Source organism: Palleronia sp. (assembly GCF_042089775.1).
Lineage (GTDB): Bacteria > Pseudomonadota > Alphaproteobacteria > Rhodobacterales > Rhodobacteraceae > Palleronia.
This window is the reverse complement of the sequence record NZ_JBELKF010000076.1, coordinates 1-16,025: the sequence shown is the minus strand read 5'-3', so window position 1 is coordinate 16,025 and position 16,025 is coordinate 1. Positions and strand designations below refer to the sequence as shown.

17 protein-coding genes are annotated in these 16,025 nt (G+C 65.6%); 6 read left to right on the top strand and 11 right to left on the bottom strand.

The genetic code is table 11. The annotated features are described in order from the left end of the window. Positions 1–72 precede the first annotated feature (72 nt). Positions 73–327: a hypothetical protein gene (locus tag ACFDS3_RS15530; protein ID WP_375263267.1), complete on the bottom strand. Its 255-nt coding sequence runs from the start codon at positions 325–327 to the stop codon at positions 73–75. Between the two features lie 53 nt (positions 328–380). Between ACFDS3_RS15530 and ACFDS3_RS15525 the strand changes: the two genes are divergently transcribed. After that, entirely contained in the window at positions 381–566 is a 186-nt protein-coding gene (locus ACFDS3_RS15525) for a hypothetical protein (protein ID WP_375263266.1), read from the top strand. 123 nt (positions 567–689) lie between these two features. Here ACFDS3_RS15525 and ACFDS3_RS15520 read toward each other — a convergent pair whose 3' ends face one another. Both ACFDS3_RS15520 and ACFDS3_RS15515 read right to left on the bottom strand, forming a co-directional pair. Beyond that, positions 690–1,268 carry a hypothetical protein gene (locus tag ACFDS3_RS15520; RefSeq protein WP_375263265.1) on the bottom strand — a complete coding sequence of 193 codons (579 nt, stop codon included), beginning with the start codon at positions 1,266–1,268 and terminating at the stop codon, positions 690–692. Between the two features lie 63 nt (positions 1,269–1,331). Continuing rightward, positions 1,332–2,342, bottom strand: a complete 1,011-nt coding sequence (locus ACFDS3_RS15515) for a hypothetical protein (protein ID WP_375263264.1) — start codon at positions 2,340–2,342, stop codon at positions 1,332–1,334. Between the two features lie 464 nt (positions 2,343–2,806). On the opposite strand from ACFDS3_RS15515, the gene ACFDS3_RS15510 reads away from it, so the two are divergent. Both ACFDS3_RS15510 and ACFDS3_RS15505 read left to right on the top strand, forming a co-directional pair. Then, complete coding sequence (locus ACFDS3_RS15510) at positions 2,807–2,953, top strand: helix-turn-helix domain-containing protein (RefSeq protein ID WP_375263268.1); 147 nt, start codon at positions 2,807–2,809, stop codon at positions 2,951–2,953. Between the two features lie 113 nt (positions 2,954–3,066). Next, on the top strand, positions 3,067–3,195 hold the full coding sequence (locus ACFDS3_RS15505) for a hypothetical protein (RefSeq protein WP_375263263.1): 129 nt from the start codon (positions 3,067–3,069) through the stop codon (positions 3,193–3,195). A gap of 399 nt (positions 3,196–3,594) precedes the next feature. Here ACFDS3_RS15505 and ACFDS3_RS15500 read toward each other — a convergent pair whose 3' ends face one another. From ACFDS3_RS15500 to ACFDS3_RS15465, 8 genes are all read right to left on the bottom strand, one after another. After that, positions 3,595–4,755, bottom strand: a complete 1,161-nt coding sequence (locus tag ACFDS3_RS15500) for an alpha-hydroxy acid oxidase (RefSeq protein ID WP_375263262.1) — start codon at positions 4,753–4,755, stop codon at positions 3,595–3,597. Beyond that, entirely contained in the window at positions 4,752–6,194 is a 1,443-nt protein-coding gene (locus tag ACFDS3_RS15495; protein ID WP_375263261.1) for an FGGY-family carbohydrate kinase, read from the bottom strand. The genes ACFDS3_RS15500 and ACFDS3_RS15495 overlap by 4 nt, the downstream gene beginning before the upstream one ends. Next, entirely contained in the window at positions 6,191–6,508 is a 318-nt protein-coding gene (gene rhaM, locus ACFDS3_RS15490) for an L-rhamnose mutarotase (RefSeq protein ID WP_375263260.1), read from the bottom strand. The genes ACFDS3_RS15495 and rhaM overlap by 4 nt, the downstream gene beginning before the upstream one ends. Beyond that, entirely contained in the window at positions 6,505–7,512 is a 1,008-nt protein-coding gene (locus ACFDS3_RS15485) for an ABC transporter permease (RefSeq protein WP_375263259.1), read from the bottom strand. The genes rhaM and ACFDS3_RS15485 overlap by 4 nt, the downstream gene beginning before the upstream one ends. Next, positions 7,509–8,477 (bottom strand): ABC transporter permease, encoded by a 969-nt coding sequence (locus ACFDS3_RS15480; RefSeq protein WP_375263258.1) that lies wholly within the window; start codon positions 8,475–8,477, stop codon positions 7,509–7,511. Before ACFDS3_RS15480 ends, ACFDS3_RS15485 begins: the two co-directional genes overlap by 4 nt. Continuing rightward, positions 8,474–9,994 (bottom strand): sugar ABC transporter ATP-binding protein, encoded by a 1,521-nt coding sequence (locus ACFDS3_RS15475; RefSeq protein ID WP_375263257.1) that lies wholly within the window; start codon positions 9,992–9,994, stop codon positions 8,474–8,476. The genes ACFDS3_RS15480 and ACFDS3_RS15475 overlap by 4 nt, the downstream gene beginning before the upstream one ends. A 61-nt stretch (positions 9,995–10,055) precedes the next feature. After that, entirely contained in the window at positions 10,056–11,051 is a 996-nt protein-coding gene (gene rhaS / locus ACFDS3_RS15470; protein WP_375263256.1) for a rhamnose ABC transporter substrate-binding protein, read from the bottom strand. A 23-nt stretch (positions 11,052–11,074) separates the two neighbouring features. Next, positions 11,075–11,875 (bottom strand): DeoR/GlpR family DNA-binding transcription regulator, encoded by an 801-nt coding sequence (locus ACFDS3_RS15465; RefSeq protein ID WP_375263255.1) that lies wholly within the window; start codon positions 11,873–11,875, stop codon positions 11,075–11,077. A 176-nt stretch (positions 11,876–12,051) separates the two neighbouring features. Between ACFDS3_RS15465 and ACFDS3_RS15460 the strand changes: the two genes are divergently transcribed. The 3 genes from ACFDS3_RS15460 to ACFDS3_RS15450 form a co-directional block, all read left to right on the top strand. Then, a complete protein-coding gene (locus tag ACFDS3_RS15460; protein WP_375263254.1) occupies positions 12,052–14,154 on the top strand; it encodes a bifunctional rhamnulose-1-phosphate aldolase/short-chain dehydrogenase in 2,103 nt (700 codons plus the stop codon). 45 nt (positions 14,155–14,199) lie between these two features. Next, the gene (gene rhaI, locus ACFDS3_RS15455; RefSeq protein WP_375263253.1) at positions 14,200–15,474 is read left to right on the top strand and encodes an L-rhamnose catabolism isomerase; all 1,275 of its coding nucleotides are present in this window, start codon (positions 14,200–14,202) and stop codon (positions 15,472–15,474) included. Positions 15,475–15,607: 133 nt separating this feature from the next. Beyond that, positions 15,608–16,025, top strand: a 418-nt coding sequence (locus tag ACFDS3_RS15450) for a flavodoxin domain-containing protein (RefSeq protein ID WP_375263252.1), incomplete at its 3' end; no start/stop codon positions are given.

The following is a 16,025-nucleotide window of genomic DNA, read 5'->3' as shown; positions in this document are numbered from 1 at the left end:
GATAGTGTTCGTCCGACAGGTCCAGCTTGGATTTCGCTGCGTGCAAAAGGGCGATCTGGCGCTTGTTGATGCTCATGCGTCTTCTCCTTCTCGTTCCGTTGCCTCGTCGTTGTCGTCAGGGGTGAGTTGGCGGCACAGCGCGGCGGTCTTCGTCGCCACCTCTTCTCCCACGCTTTCTGCCAGGTGCTTCATGGCGATGCCGCTCAGGTCCGCGATGGCCGTGGCCTCCGCATCGGTCAGATGCGCGGCCGCGAGCGCCTGGAAGACCGACGCGGCCGAATAAAGCACGCCCTGTATCTCGTTCGCGGCTTCGTCCAGGCTCTTCATGTCGGCCGGATCGACGGCGAGTTGAGCGGCGCGGCATTTGGCTGAGCAGATCATTGAAGCCTCCCCCGGCCCTCGGGATCGGAAATAACGGCCTCACGGATGTGCGGGACTATTGCTTGCCGCGCGGCCTCGGCCCGTTCCGCATCGGCCCGCAGTCCGTCCACCAGCGCGGCGAGCTCTGCGCGGTCACCGTCTCCGGCGGCTTCATTCGCCAGGATCGCGCCATGCGCTCGGCATAGTTCCAAGCCACGGTGGGAACTCGCCCAGGGCCATCGCCATCGCCCGTGTCAGCTCGATCTTGGATGCCTTCATTGGGATCACGACAGTCACGTCTCGATCAGGTCTGCTGTCGGTCGGGTTCCTCATTTCCAGCCACCCTTTCTCGAATCTCGGTAGTCGTGCAGCGGGGCATGAAGGTGCTCGATGGCCGGAGCGTCGCCGTTCTCGGCCGCGATATCGTAGGCTTCGTCGATCAAGAGCTGCACGTCTACGAGCCCGCCGACCCGGCGGCCGCGCAGCCATTCCGCGCCTCGGGGTTCCAAGGTCTGGGCCTTGTCCACGATCAGGTAGCGCCCTTCGGCCATTTCGCTGTCGCGGACGATGTTCGTGCGGATCGTCGTCAGGCTCTTCCCGCTCGACGTGACGCCGAACACAACCCGATGAACCGTCTCGGCGACGGCGGTGGGGCGTCCTTCGCCTGCCACGGCCGTGACGAAGTAGGACAGGTCCTCTTCCTCCAGGGCGCGGAAGCGATGAAGCGCCATCATCTTTCCAGAGCCGGGCGTCCCGGCGATCATCGCCATGGTGACGGTGCGCTTGCGCCGCATCTCGGCCAGCGAACGAAAGATGCGCTGAGCTGTTGGGGTGCCCACGAAAGCGCCGGACGGCCGCCGCTTGGGCGGGCTGTCTGTGGGATTGGCAAGTCGCAGATGGTCTGCCATGTTTGTTTCCGTTCGTTGCGCGGGCTTCGGCCCGCCTTCAGTCGGCGTGGGGTGTCCGCACCCTCACGCTCCATCCTTTCCCATCGCGCGCAGCGCCAAGGGGTCGAAATCCAATGCCTGGTTTCGCTTCCTCAAGAGCCGTTCGATTTCAGCCGTCGGCTTCTGGCGCTCCGCGGAAATATCGCGCAGCGGCGGATTGAAGTGCGCCGCCACCACCGCGGCCGGGGCGGCTTCCGGTTCATGCGAGAGATGGAAGTCGAGATTCGCCAGGGCCGCGTCGAACGCCGCGTCTTCGAGGTAGGCGTTTCGTGCCTCGGCCGTGGCCTTGCGCGCGGCCTTGCACGTGTTCGAAGCGGCGCGTTCACCGGCCATGCTGCCGGAGTCGCCGGCTTCCACGGCCGCGATGCCTTCGCAGATCAGCGCCCCGTCCTTGTCGAAAGCCAAGGCAGGCAGCGAAAGGGCTGGGTCAACCGCTTCGCCGCTTCCTCGCGACCGTGGCGCGCCACGAGCTATTGAGACACGGGAAGAGCCTGCCACCGCCGATAGCACGTGGCGAAGGACGGCGATGCCCAACCGCTCCCGGCGGAAATGTCGCGCACGTCCGGCCATGCCTGGCGCAGCGGGAAGTCCGGCGAGGCATCGCGGATGATCGTCATGAAGCATGACCACGCCTCGGCCGAGATGGTCCGTCCCTTGTAGCCGGCCAACAGGGCAGGTGCCCGTTGACAGGATCGACCCATTCGACGGTTTTAAGGTAGCGTTGAAGGGTCCGCTTATCGGTCCCGCTGTCACCGAACCGCTCGCGCACCAGGCGCAGCCGTTCTCCCAGGTCGCGGTGGGGACCAGGCGCACTATGCCAGCTCGCCGCTCCGCCTCTTCCCGTGCCTTCGGCTTCGCGGCCAGGTAAGCGGCATGGGCATCGTCATCATGCTGACCCGCCAGAAGCCCGGCCTTGTCTGCCTGTCTTTCGTAGAACGCGATACGCTTCGGCTCGGGTAAGTCGCTGATTCTGATGAATTCGGCGGAGCCGCCGTTGCTTTCCCGGGAGAGCGGACGGATTCCCATTCGGATCATCCACCCTCCCGCAGCGGCCCTTTCAGTGGGGATGGAGCCGATCCCGCAGAGCTGGCGAAATTAATCAGCATCGTCGTCCGACCGAACAAGTTCTCGCACTTCCTTGAGGAAGTGCTCAGCCAGACTGCGGCTCTTAAAACCGCTTTTTTCCCTGAAAGTCGGCCGAAACAGCCCATCGGTGCAGGCCGCGAGCAACGAACTCTGCATTCAAGGATGTGCCCGCGCGGACAAGGACAGCTCACGCCTCTTTCGGAAGCGCCGGTGATGGTGCATCACTATGAAACATGGACGCACAGAGTGGCGCGGTTTGGCTCACAATGAAGCACTACATGCCACATTGGCATGTCGTCGACCTGGAGCCGGATGTTTGACTGGTAAACGGGATGTGAAGCGCGCCGAGTCCGGTGCTGTCGGTGGACGGGGACGGCTATACGTCGCCTGACCTGGCGCAGGCCGTGGAGGACATGACCACGGAGCTAATTGACCTACTCAAAGAGAGATTGCGCGTCACTTCCGATCAGGAATTGGCGGAACGGTTGAAAGTCGGCAGGAGCACGATTGCCAATTGGCGGCGTCGAAGGCGGGTCCCGAACGATGTGCCGCTCTGGTAAGCGACGATGCAAAAGAGCGCCTAAGTGCAGCCTTCGGATATCATCTATTGTCGCGTGAGAAGCGTGGTGCGCTTTTCCTTGCAATCATGCGGATGCATAGAGGATGGCCTGAGATGGATAGCTATCCGGGATTCCTGCGGCGTGGCAGCTTTGTGCCTGCACAGCTACAGATCCACGTGGAAAGTGCGCTTCTCGATCTACTAAACGAGATGGAGCAAGGCGGCTACGACGATCCCCAGTAATGTCTGAACGGGATAGTCTTCAAGGAGATGTTCGACGGCCAAGGATAGCCGTCGGTGTGGGCAAATCATCCCGCACCTTCGAGAATCCTCCATTGATCTCATTTTCTCCGCGTGACAAACCCAGTGGAGCGCCCCATTGATTTCATTGGGATTGTTCGGGTCGTGGTGTGAACGAACTGAACGCGTCAGCGGCGCACGCCGCCGCCCGCCAAACGGTTATGCCGAAGAGACTGCGGAAGGTGGACTGGCCTGCGCTGCTGTCGGTGCCAATCCTGAATCACCCGGGTGAGCCAATGGCGGCGATTTCGATGTCGTTTCCCTGCTCCGCTTCGAGGAGGCCCGGCACGAGGAATACAGGACCCTTCTGCAGGACATAGGCCGCGCCGCGTGCGAGACGGGCTACGGAGCCGCCGATCGACGGAAGCGCAAATTGTCGCGGGTCAACTGGTCGATCCGCGTGCGACCCATCAGGCGCATGTCGCGGATCAGCTCGTCCTGCATGAGCCCCAGCGCGCGTTCCACCCCCGGCTGACCCGCAGCCGCCAACGGGAAAAGGTAATAGCGTCCAAGACCCACCGCCTTGGCACCGAGCGACAACGCCTTCAGCACGTGGCTGCCGCGGGTGACACCCGAATCCAGCATCACGTCCAGCCGGTCACCGGCGGCCTGAACGATCTCGTCCAGCTGATCGAAGGGCGAGCGCGACCCGTCGAGCTGCCGCCCCCCGTGGTTCGAGATCACGATGCCGGCGCAGCCGATATCGGCGGCGCGCACGGCATCCTCGGCGGCCATGACGCCCTTGAGGCAGAACGGACCGCCCCAGAGATCCACCATCTCGGCCACGTCGTCCCAGTTCATCGCCGGATCCAGCATCTCGGTGAAATACTGCCCGATCGAGGCGGTGCCGCTGCCCATCTTCACGTGCTCGTCCAACTGGGGCAGGGCGAATTTCTCGTGGCGGACGTAGTTGATCCCCCAGGCTGGCTTCATCACGAACTGGCTGAGACCCTTGGCGTTCAGGCGGAAGGGGATGGAGAAGCCGGTGCGCTTGTCACGCTCGCGGTTGCCCCCCGTTATGCTGTCGACGGTCAGCATCATGACCTCGACCCCGGCCTCCTTGGCGCGCTGCATCATGGCGCGGTTCAGGCCGCGATCCTTGTGGAAGTAGAACTGGTAAACCTGCGGATTCGAATGCTTTCTCCGCAATTCTTCCAGGCTCACGGTGCCCAGGGAACTGACCCCGAACATGGTGCCGAACTTCGCTGCCGCGGCGCCGGTGGCGCGTTCGCCGTCGTGGTGGAACAGGCGTTGCAGGGCCGTGGGCGAGCAATAGACGGGCAGGTCGAGCTTCTGTCCCATGACCGTCACCGACAGGTCCACGTCCTTGACGCCGCGCAGGACGTTGGGGATCAGGTCGACCTCGCCGAAGCTGGCGGCGTTGCGGACGTAGGTCGTCTCGTCATCGGCGGCGCCGTCGATATAGTCGAAGATGGGCGAGGGCAGACGCTTTTGCGCGAGGCGGCGGAAGTCCTTGAAGTTGTGGCAGTCTTTCAGTCTCATCGCGCGCTCCCGATCAGGTCGTTCCAGGCGGCCGCGTAGGCCCTCAGCGCCTCGGGGTCCGAGGGGGTGACGGCGCGGCCGGCCTGTTCCTGATACTGTTCCACCAGCAAAAGCGCACCCCCGGAGGAGGTCCCGGTGGCGGACTCGGACGCCTCGACCGTGCCGCGCAGGGCCGCCAGCATCTGGAGGTAGTCGGTGTTGCGGGCGAAGGGGCCTTCGACGATGACGGGACCTTCGGCGCCGATCAGCGACAGGCAGGTGTCGGTCATCAGCGCGAGGTAGCGCGAGATGGCGAGCATGCGCTCGGACTCGTCCTTCGGCTTGCGGGTGAAGCCGCCGGTGCGGCCCGGGAAGGGGCCGGTGCCGGGTTCGACCGCGGGAAGGCAGAACAGCGTCCCGCCGGCGTCGGGCATCTGTCCCGCGCCCGTCCCGCCGGCGTCCCGCACCTGTCCCGCATCCGTCCCGACATCGACTTGCATCCGTCCCGCCGGCGTCCCGCCCGCGTCGGGCACCGGGTCGGGTGGGGGGCGGCGCAGGATCTCGTACTCGCGCCCGCCCATGAAGCGGGCCGAGGGGACCGCGCCGCCATGGGCGTTGACGTTGACCAGCGTGTCGCGCGCGGGGTCGAGCGTGACCGGGGCGCCGCCGACCGCCATCGCGATCACCCATGTCCCGGTCGAGACGACCGAGAACGGCGCGTCGCGGCCCGCGAGGTGGGGGTAGAGCGAGGCGTTGCTGTCGTGGATGCCGCAGACGACCGGAGTATCCGGCGAGAGGCCGGTGCGGGCCGCGATCCCGGGCGCGACGGGGCCGAGCACGTCCGAGGAATGGTGCGCAGGCGCAAGGCGGTCGGTCAGGCGCAGGTGATCGACGAGGGACGAGGGGGTTCCCGTCCACGGGTTCCACAGGTCGGTATGGCAGCCGAGCGAGGTCACGTCGGTCGCGAACCGGCCCGTCAGGCGGAAGCCCCAATATTGCGGGTAGGTGACGACATGGGCCACGCGGGCGTCGAGGTCGGGGTCCTGCAACTGCCAGAACAGTTGCGCGCCGAGGTTCAGGCCCATGGGCAGGCGGGCCGAGCCGGTCTCGGCGAAGGGGGGGCGAATCGCGTCATAGGCCGCGGCCACCTCGTCCGGGCCGGTATGTTCGTAATCGAGCATCGGGGCGGCCAGCGCGCCGTCCTTGTCCAGCAGCACCGCCGCCGCCCCGTGGGTGGTGACGGAAATCGCGTCGATGCCGTGTTCGGCCTGCATCCGCGTCAGGGCGTCCAGCAGAAACTTCCAATGCCCGTCGAGGTCGAAATGCGGCCAGGGCGGGCCGGGCAGGACGGTGTTGGGCCGCGTCTCGACCGCGATTTCGCGCAGGGTGGCGGCGTCGACCAGCGCCAGCTTGGCGTTGGTCTTGCCGATGTCGATGACGGCAATTCGGGTCGGACTCATTGCAGGTGGAACACCGTTTCCAGGTCGCGCTGGTAGGGAGAGGCGTCGGGGTTAGTGACCATGAGGTCGGCCATGTGGTCCCACCAGCGCTTCATCACCGGGTGGTCGGGCAGGTCGGCCATCGCGTGATCGTCGGGGCGCCAGAGGACGGCGAAGAGGGTCGACGTCTCGCGGTCGAGATGGATCGAGTAGTCGCTGACGCCAGCCTTGTGGAGCAGGTCCGCGAGGTCGGGCCAGATCTCGTCATGGCGGCGCTGGTATTCAGCCTCTCGCCCCGGGATCAGTTTCATGAGGAAGGCGTGTTTCTGGCTCATGCGGCTTTTCCGGTTCGGATGAGGCGGATGAGGCGCGGGATGGCGATGACGCCGATCAAGAGCGCGCCGATGAAGATGGACATGACGATGCCCGGCACGTTCAGGAGGCCTAGGCCGAAGGTCACGAGGCCCATGATGAGAGCGGCGATCACGACGCCCAGGATCGAGCCCGCGCCGCCAAGGATCGACACGCCGCCGAGGACGACCATGGTGACGACCTCAAGCTCCCACGCGAAGGCGATGGAGGGGCGGGTGGAGCCGAGCCGGGCGGTCAGGCAGATCGCGGCGATGCCGGACATGAGGCCGGTCAGCAGGAACAGGATCATCTTCACCCGCGCGACCCGGATGCCCGAGAAGGTCGCGGCGGTGGGGTTGTTACCGATGGCATAGACCTGGCGGCCGAAATTGGTGAAGTGCAGCAGCCCCGCGTAGAACGCCGCGAAGATCAGGAACAGCACCAGTTCGAACGAGATCACCCAGAAGACGTAGCCGCGCCCGAAGAACGCGAAGTCGCTGGGGTAGCCGTTGAACGCCTGATCGCCCAGGACGATGTAGCTGATCCCGCGAAAGAGGCTCATCGTGCCGATGGTCACGACGATGGAGGGCAGGCCGAGCCGCGTCACCAGCACCCCGTTGAACGCGCCGCAGACGAGGCCCACGGTCAGGCCGATCACGATCAGGCCCGGCGCGCCGATCCCGAATTGCAGCGCCCAGCCCATGACGGTCGAGGCCAGCGCGATGATCCCGGCGACGCTGAGGTCGATTTCCCCGCTGATAATCAGCAGCGCCATGGCGAAAGCGATGAAGGCTTTCTCGGTGAAGTTGAAGGTCGCGTCGGAAAGGTTCCAGGGATTGAGGAAGTAGGGGCTGGCCTGCGTGTTCGCGAGGAAGATCAGGATCGCGATGCCGGCGAGCAGAAGCTCCCAACTGCGCAGGATGCGGGTGGGGCGGCCGTGCAGGCGGTCGGGGACGTGGCGGGGCTGGGTGCCTTGCGCGATGCTCATCTTGCGACCTCCTTGAGGATGACGCGGCCGGGTTCGCGGCGGCGGTTGAAGGCTACGGCGATGATGATCGCGGCACCCGAGATCGCCATCTGCCAGAAGGGCGAGACGCCGGCGACGGGCAGGGCGTTCTTGATCGTCCCGAGGAACAGCGCGCCAAGAACGGCGCCCGTCACGGTGCCGAGGCCCCCCGCGATCGAGATGCCGCCGATGACGCAGGCGGCGACGATATCAAGCTCGAACCCCCCGGCGACGTCGGTGTAGGCGACCGCATAGCGCGAGACCCAGAGGTATCCGCAGAGGCCCGCGAGGCCGCCCGCGATGGTGAAGGCCATGAAGCGGGTCTTGCCCACGTCGATCCCCGTATAAACCGAGGCCGAGGGATTGCCGCCGACGGCATAGAAGGCGCGACCCAGCGCGGTGCGGTTCACGAGGATCGCGAAGCCGGCGATGGTGGCGACGCAGATCCAGGCCATGACCGGCAGGCCGAGGAATTCGGCGCGGGGGAAGGCCTTGTAGCCGGCGCTCATCTCGTGGCTATTCACCCATTCGCCGCCCGAGACGATGAAGATGATCCCGCGATAGATCGTCAGCGTGCCGAGTGTCACCACGATGGGCGGGATGTCGAGCTTCCAGACGAGGATGCCGTTGAAGGCGCCCATGAGGATGCCCAGAGCGACCGCGATGGCGATGAGGCCGACCACGGGGATGCCCGGCATCGCAGCGTTCAGCATCGCGGTGACCATGCCCGTCAGCGCCAGGTTCGAGGCTTGGGACAGGTCGATGCAGCGGGTCAGGATCACCAGCGTCTGGCCGAGCGCGAGGATGATGAGGATCGAGGTGTCGTTGAAGACCTTCGCGAGGTTGCCGGGGGACGCGAAGCCGCTGAAGCGGGTTTCCACCAGCAGGATCAGGGCGATGAGCGCGGCCAGAAGGATGGCCTCGCGCGATTTGATGAACTGGGTCACGCGGCGGAGTCCTCATAGCCCGCGGCGGCGCGGACGAGTTGTTCGGGGGTCAGGCCCTCGCCGTCATATTCGGCGGCGATGCGGCCGTCGCGCATGACGATGACGCGGTCGGACATGCCGAGGATCTCGGGGATTTCCGAGCTGACCATGATGACCGACAGGCCCTCGGCGGCGAGTTCGGCCATGAATTCGTGGACGGCGGCCTTGGATCCGACGTCGATGCCCTTGGTCGGCTCGTCGAGGATGATGACCTTGGGCTTCGTCGCCAGCCACTTGGCGATGACGACCTTCTGCTGGTTGCCGCCCGACAGGTTGCCGACATTCTGGTCCAGCGCGGCGGCGCGCAGGTCGAGGCGCTGGGTGTATTTGCGAGCCAGCGCGAACTCCTCGGCCATCTTCACGAACCCCTTGTTCGAGGTCTGCGACAGCGAGGGCAGGGTGACGTTCTGGAAGATTGGCATGGCGGTGATCGCGCCCTGCTTGCCGCGATCCTCGGGGACGTAGACGATGCCCTTGGCAATGGCCTCGGCGGGCGAGCGGATCACGGCGACCTTGCCGTCGAGTTTCACCGCGCCTTTTGACGGCTTCGTCACGCCGAACAGGGCCTGCATGAATTCGGAGCGGCCCGCGCCGACAAGGCCGTAGAAGCCCAGGATCTCGCCCCGGCGGAGGCCGAAATTGATGTCGGCGAACTCGGTCGGGTGGGAATAGCCCGAGACGCGCAGGATTTCCTCACCCGGGGTGCTTTGGCGCTGGGGGAAGATCGCGTCCATCGAGCGGCCGACCATCTTTTCGACAAGCTGGTCCTCGGTCACGTCGTCGATCATGCCGGCATGGACCATCTCGCCGTCGCGGAAGACGGTGTAGCGGTCGGCGATGCGGAAGATCTCGTCGAACTTGTGAGAGATGAAGAGGATCGCCTTGCCGTCGGCCTTGAGGCGGTCGACGAGGTCGTAGAGCTCTTCGATCTCGGCCTGCGACAGCGAGGCGGTGGGTTCGTCCATGACCACGACGCGGGCCTCGACGGACAGGGCGCGGGCGATGGCGACGAGGTGCTTCGAGGCGATGCCAAGCTCGCGCAGCGGGGTCATCGGGTCGAGTTTCGCGCCGATGCGGGTCAGGATCTCGCGCGCGTCGCTGCGCATCCGGCCCCAGTCCATCAGGCCGAAGCGGGTGCGGGGGGCGTGGCCCAGGAAGATGTTCTCGGCCACCGTCAGCTCGTCGAAGAGGACGGTTTCCTGGTGGATGGCGGTGACGCCTGCATCTTGCGCCGCGGTGGCGGTGGGAAAGCGCGTCTCGGTCCCGTCGACCTCGATCCGGCCCTCGTCGGGCTGGTGGATGCCGGTCAGGATCTTCACGAGCGTCGATTTGCCCGCGCCGTTTTCGCCTACCAGCGCGGTGACCTGCCCGGGATAGAGCGCAAGCTCGACCTCCGACAGCGCGGTGACGCCGGGGAATGTCTTGGTGATGCCGCTGAGCCGGAGGACCGGGTCGGCGGTGGTTCTGTCGTCTCTCATAGCGGCTCCCCTCCTGCTGTGGATGGGTCCGGCCAGCACGGCCGGACCCGGTTGCGGAGGATCAGAAGACGCTCTTGAACTCGTCGATGTTCGAGGCGTCGTAGGTGAAGGGCTCGCTCATCGCGGCCTGGTTGTCCTCGTCCAGCGTGGCGGTGCCCATGCGGCCCATGCCGATCTCGGCGCCCGGTTCGGCCGTGGCCCGGTCGGTGGCGAGGTTGTAGGCCAGCATCGCGGTGGCATAGCCCAGATCGACCGGGTTCCAGATCGCGAAAGATTCGGAGGCGCCGGATTCGATGGCGCCGGCCATTTCAGAGGGCAGGCCGAGGCCGGTGACGTTCACTTCGCCCACCTTGCCGGCATCCTGCACGGCCTGCGCGGCGGCGACGATGCCCACGGAGGTCGGCGCGATGATGGCGTCAAGCTCGGGGTAGGTCTGCAGCAAGCCCTGCGTTTCGCGGTAGGACTTGTCGGCGAGGTCGTCGCCATAGACCGTCGCGACCAGTTCGATGTCGGGATACTGGTCCATCACCTTCTTCATCTCTTCGATCCAGGTGTTCTGGTTCGTCGAGGTCGAGGTGGCCGACAGGACCGCGACCTGACCGCCTTCGGGGAGCTGGTCGGCGGCGAGCTTGATGATCGTCTGACCGATCAATTCGTCCGACGACGGCGCGAGGTGCATCTCGCGGCCCTCGGGGGCGACGCCGCTGTCCCACGAGATCACGGTGATGCCGCGCTGCATGGCCTTTTGCAGGGCCGGGACCACGGCGTCGGGGTCGTTGGCCGAGATCGCGATGGCGTCGACCTGCTGGGCGATGAGGGAGTTGATGACCTCGATCTGGCCCTCGGCGGTGGTGGAGGTGGGGCCGGTATAGATGATCTCGGTATTGCCGAGTTCCTCGGCCGCTTCCTCGGCACCGCGGGCGGCGGCCTCGAAGAACCCGTTGCCGAGCGACTTGGCGACGAGGGCGATGCGCACGTTGTCCTGTGCCATGGCCGTGCTGCCCATGAGGGCTGCGGTCAGCCCCGTGGCGATGGCGATACGTCTGGTGATGCTCATGTGGTTTCCTCCCAGGTTGAGCGTTATCCCGTGCGCGCTTCGTTGGCGCGGTTCGGGGTGGTTACGATCAGCGCGACGCCGGCGGCCTCGATCATCCGGGCCTCGGCGTCGGTGATGCCGTCGTCGGTGACGATGGTGGTGATCCGGTCGAGCGGGCACAGGACCAGCGCCGAGCGGTTGCGGAACTTGGTCGAATCCACCATCAGCACGACCTCGTCCGCCTGGCCGATCAGCTTGGTCTCGGCCTGGATGATGAGGGGGTCCTGCTCCATCACGCCCAGCTTCGAGACGCCCTGCGCCCCGAGGAACACGCGTTTCGCGGCGAAGTTGCGGGTCACGTCGTTCTCGAATGGCGACAGGACGATGTTGTGCTCGCGGTAGATCGTGCCGCCCGCGATCATCACCGTGTTCTTCGATTGCTTCAGCAGGTGTTCGGCGATCGGAAAGCTGTTGGTGAAGACGAGGCAGCGGCGGTTGGCCAGCGGGTGGACCATCTGGAACGTGGTCGTGCCGCCGTTGATGATGATGGCGTCGCCGTCCGCGCACATTTCCACGGCAGCCTGTGCGATGGCGCGCTTGGCGGCGACGTGGCGGGTGGCGTTCATCTCGAACGGGCGGCCCGAGAGGCCGACGAATTGCGGCGGGGCGAGGCTTTCGACGCCGCCGCGCACCCGGCGGACCTTCTTTTGCATGTGGAGCGTGGCGATGTCGCGGCGCACCGTGGCCTCGGAGGCTTCGGTCAACTCGCAGATCTCCGCGACCGTCACCACGGGCCGGGCCTGAACGGCTGACAGGATCACGCGGTGGCGTTCGCTTTCGATCATCGGTTCCTCCCCTGGGGCCGAGACTTGCGGGGAAGGCGCCGCATGTCAATCAAAAACGATCACTGAAGCGCAGTTCTGCGGCGCAGCATGACTGAACATGATCGAAAAGGATTGACTTGCGCCGCCGGGAGACCGAGTGTCCCGCGCAAACGGACAGCCGCATGGGAGGGCACAGCATGGCCAAGGACATCGCGACCGGGCGCATCGAAAATCAGTGGGATGCCGCGAAAGCCGCGTCGATGAGCGAGCCTGAAAAGCTGCTCTACCGCTCGAACCTGCTGGGGTCGGACAAGCGGGTGACGAACTATGGCGGGGGCAATACCTCGGCCAAGGTGATGCAGGCCGATCCGCTGACCGGCGACGAGGTCGAAGTTCTGTGGGTCAAGGGCTCGGGCGGGGACATCGGGTCGATCGACATGGCCGGGTTCGCGACGCTCTACATGGACAAGCTGCGCGCGCTGAAGGGCAAGTATCGCGGGGTGGAGTTCGAGGACGAGATGGTCGGCTACCTGCCGCACTCGACCTTCAACCTGAACCCGCGCGCCGCCTCGATCGACACGCCGCTGCATGCCTATGTGCCGAAGAAGCATGTCGATCACGTGCACCCCGACGCGGTGATCGCGATTGCGGCTTCGGAGAATTCGAAGGAGCTGACGCAGGAGATCTATGGCGACGCGATCGGCTGGCTGCCCTGGAAGAAGCCGGGCTACGAGCTGGGCCTGTGGCTGGAAGATTTCTGCGTCAAGAACCCCGATGCCAAGGGCGTCGTGCTGGAAAGCCACGGGTTGTTCACCTGGGACGATGACGCGGAAGAGTGCTACAAGCTGACGCTCGACACCATCAACCGGGCGATCGAGTGGTTTGGCGAGAAGACAGAGGATGTGCCGGCGTTCGGCGGTGAGGTCCACAAGGCGCTGCCCGCGGATGAGCGTCGCCGCGTCGCCGCCGCCCTGATGCCGGCGATCCGTGGCATGATCTCGGAAGGCAGCCACAAGGTCGGGCATTTCGACGATCAGGACGCGGTGCTGCAATTCGTTGGGGCCCGCGACATGGAGCGTCTGGCGATGCTCGGGACGTCGTGCCCCGATCACTTCCTGCGCACCAAGATCCGCCCGCTGGTCGTCGATTTCGATCCGGCGAATCCTGACATCGAGGGCACGCTGGCCAAGCTGAAGGGCATGGTCGAGGACTACCGCGCCGATTACGCGGCCTATTACGAGCGCTGCAAGTACGACAACAGCCCCGACATCCGTGACCCCAACGCGGTGGTCTACCTGGTGCCGGGCGTCGGCATGATCACCTTCGCCAAGGACAAGGCGACGGCGCGGATCTCGGGCGAGTTCTACGTCAACGCGATCAACGTGATGCGCAACTCGGATGCCGTCAGCACCTATCAGGGCCTGCCCGAGCAGGAGGCGTTCGACATCGAATACTGGCTTCTGGAAGAGGCCAAATTGCAACGGATGCCCAAGCCGAAATCGTTGGCGGGGCGGATCGCCATCGTCACCGGCGGCGCGGGCGGCATCGGTGCCGCGACGGCCGAGAAGTACCTGTCAGAAGGCGCCTGCGTGGTGCTGGCGGACATCGACGCCGAGGCGCTGGCCGCGACGCAGGAGAACCTTGCGGGCCGCTATTCCAAGGACGTGGTCCGCACGGTCGAGATGAACGTGACCAGCGAGGACGCGGTGGCGGCGGCCTATGCCGACATGGCGGTCGAGTTCGGCGGCGTCGACATCGTGGTGTCGAATGCCGGGATCGCGTCGTCCGCGAAGGTCGAGGACACGACGCTGGAGCTGTGGAACAAGAACATGTCGATCCTGTCGACGGGGTATTTCCTGGTCAGCCGCGAAGCGTTCAAGATGCTGAAGACCCAAGGGATCGGCGGGTCGATGATCTTCGTCGCCTCGAAGAACGGCCTTGCGGCCAGCCCCGGCGCGTCGGCCTATTGCACGGCGAAGGCGAGCGAGATCCACCTGGCGCGCTGCCTGGCACTTGAAGGCGCGCCCGAGGGGATCCGCGTGAACACGGTGAACCCCGACGCGGTGCTGCGCGGGTCGAAGATCTGGTCGGGCGAGTGGCTGGACCAGCGGGCCAGCACCTACGGCACCGACAAGGGCGGGCTGGAAGAGATGTACCGCGAGCGGTCGCTGCTGAAGCGCAGCGTCTTCCCCGAGGACATCGCCGCCGCCTGCTACTTCTTCGCCAGCGACGAAAGCGCGAAATCGACGGGCAACATCGTCAACGTCGATGCGGGCAACGTGCAATCGTTCACGCGGTAATTTCGGTGCGCGGGCAACCCCCGCGCATCCGAACGGGAGGATAACATGATCGACAAAGACACCATCGCCGCCCGGAACGAGGCGGCCGAGGCGCATCTGCGCGCCGATTACGACGCGCTGGCCGAACAGCTCGACCGGCGCGGGATCGACATCGCCGCCGTGAAGGACAAGGTCGCGGGCTACGGCATCGCAGTGCCGTCCTGGGGCGTCGGCACCGGGGGCACGCGGTTCGCGCGGTTTCCGGGGCAGGGGGAGCCCGCCTCGATCTTCGACAAGCTCGACGATTGCGGCGTGATCCATCAACTGACGGGCGCGACCCCGCGCGTGTCGCTGCATATCCCGTGGGACGATGCGGACCCCGCCGACCTGAACGCCAAGGCCGAAGAGCTGGGGCTGGGGTTCGACGCGATGAACTCGAACACCTTTTCGGACGCTGCGGATCAGGCGCACAGCTACAAGTTCGGGTCCTTGTCGCACACCAGACAAGAGGTGCGCGATCAGGCGGTCGAGCATAACCTTTACTGCATGGAGCTGGGCCAGAAGATTGGCTCCAAGGCGCTGACGATCTGGGTCGGCGACGGGTCGAACTTCCCCGGTCAGGTCAACATGACCCGGCAATTCGAGCGGTATCTGGACTCGGCCCGCGCGATCTATGGCAAGCTGCCCGAGGACTGGCGCCTGTTCACCGAGCACAAGATCTTCGAACCCGCCTTCTATTCGACGGTCGTGCAGGACTGGGGCACCAACTACCTGATCGCGAAGGAGCTGGGCGAGCGGGCCTTCTGCCTCGTGGATCTCGGCCACCACGCGCCCTCGGTGAATATCGAGATGATCGTGGCGCGGCTGATCCAGTTCGGCAAGCTGGGCGGGTTCCACTTCAACGACAGCAAGTATGGCGACGACGACCTCGATACCGGGTCCGTCGATCCCTACCGCCTATTCCTGGTGTTCAACGAGCTGGTGAACGCCGCCGACACACCCGGCTTCGATCCCGCGCACATGCTGGACCAGAGCCACAACGTCACCGATCCGATCGAGAGCCTGATGAACTCGGCGATGGAGGTGCAGCGTGCCTATGCGCAGGCGCTGATCGTGGATCGCGCGGCGCTGGGCGGGTATCAGGACGAGAACGACGCGCTGATGGCGTCCGAAACGCTGAAGCGCGCCTTCCGCACCGACGTCACGCCGATCCTGCAGATGGCGAGGGCAGAGAAGGGCTGCGCGATCGATCCGTTCGCGACCTACCGCACGTCCGGCTACCGCGCGCAGGTGGCCGAGGCGCGGCCGGCCTCGACCTCGGGTGGCGGCGGTATCGTCTGAACCGGGACGCTTCGGCGCCCCGCCGGGGACGGCGGGCCGATGGTCGCGATTGTTTGATCGCGATCAAGGTGGGGTCCGCCGTTCGCATGCATGCTCCGCGCGGAGGGCGTTTGGCCCTGAGGGAGAGCAAGCCATGACTTACACCATCATCTTTTCCACCGTCGAAGGGCACACCGGCAAGATCTGCCGGTTCGTCAGGACGCTGCTGGAGCAGGCGGGCCACGAGGTGCGGGTGTTCGACACCGACCAGGCCGAGCCGATCGCGCTCGACGGCAGCGCCGGCGTCATCCTGCTTGCCCCCGTGCACGAGCGCCGCCACCCCGACCTGTTCGAGGCGACCGTCACGGCCCTTGCCGACCAGCTTGCCAAGGTCCCGACGCTGATGCTTTCCGTCAGCCTCAGCGCGGCCTTCGACGAGGGGCTCGAGGAGGCGCAGGATTATCTTGACGAGATGAAGTTGCGCACCGGCGTGACTCCGACCCAAGAGGCGCTGGTGGCCGGCGCCGTCAAGGCTGATCGTTACGACTATTTCGCGTCGCAGGTGGTCAAGA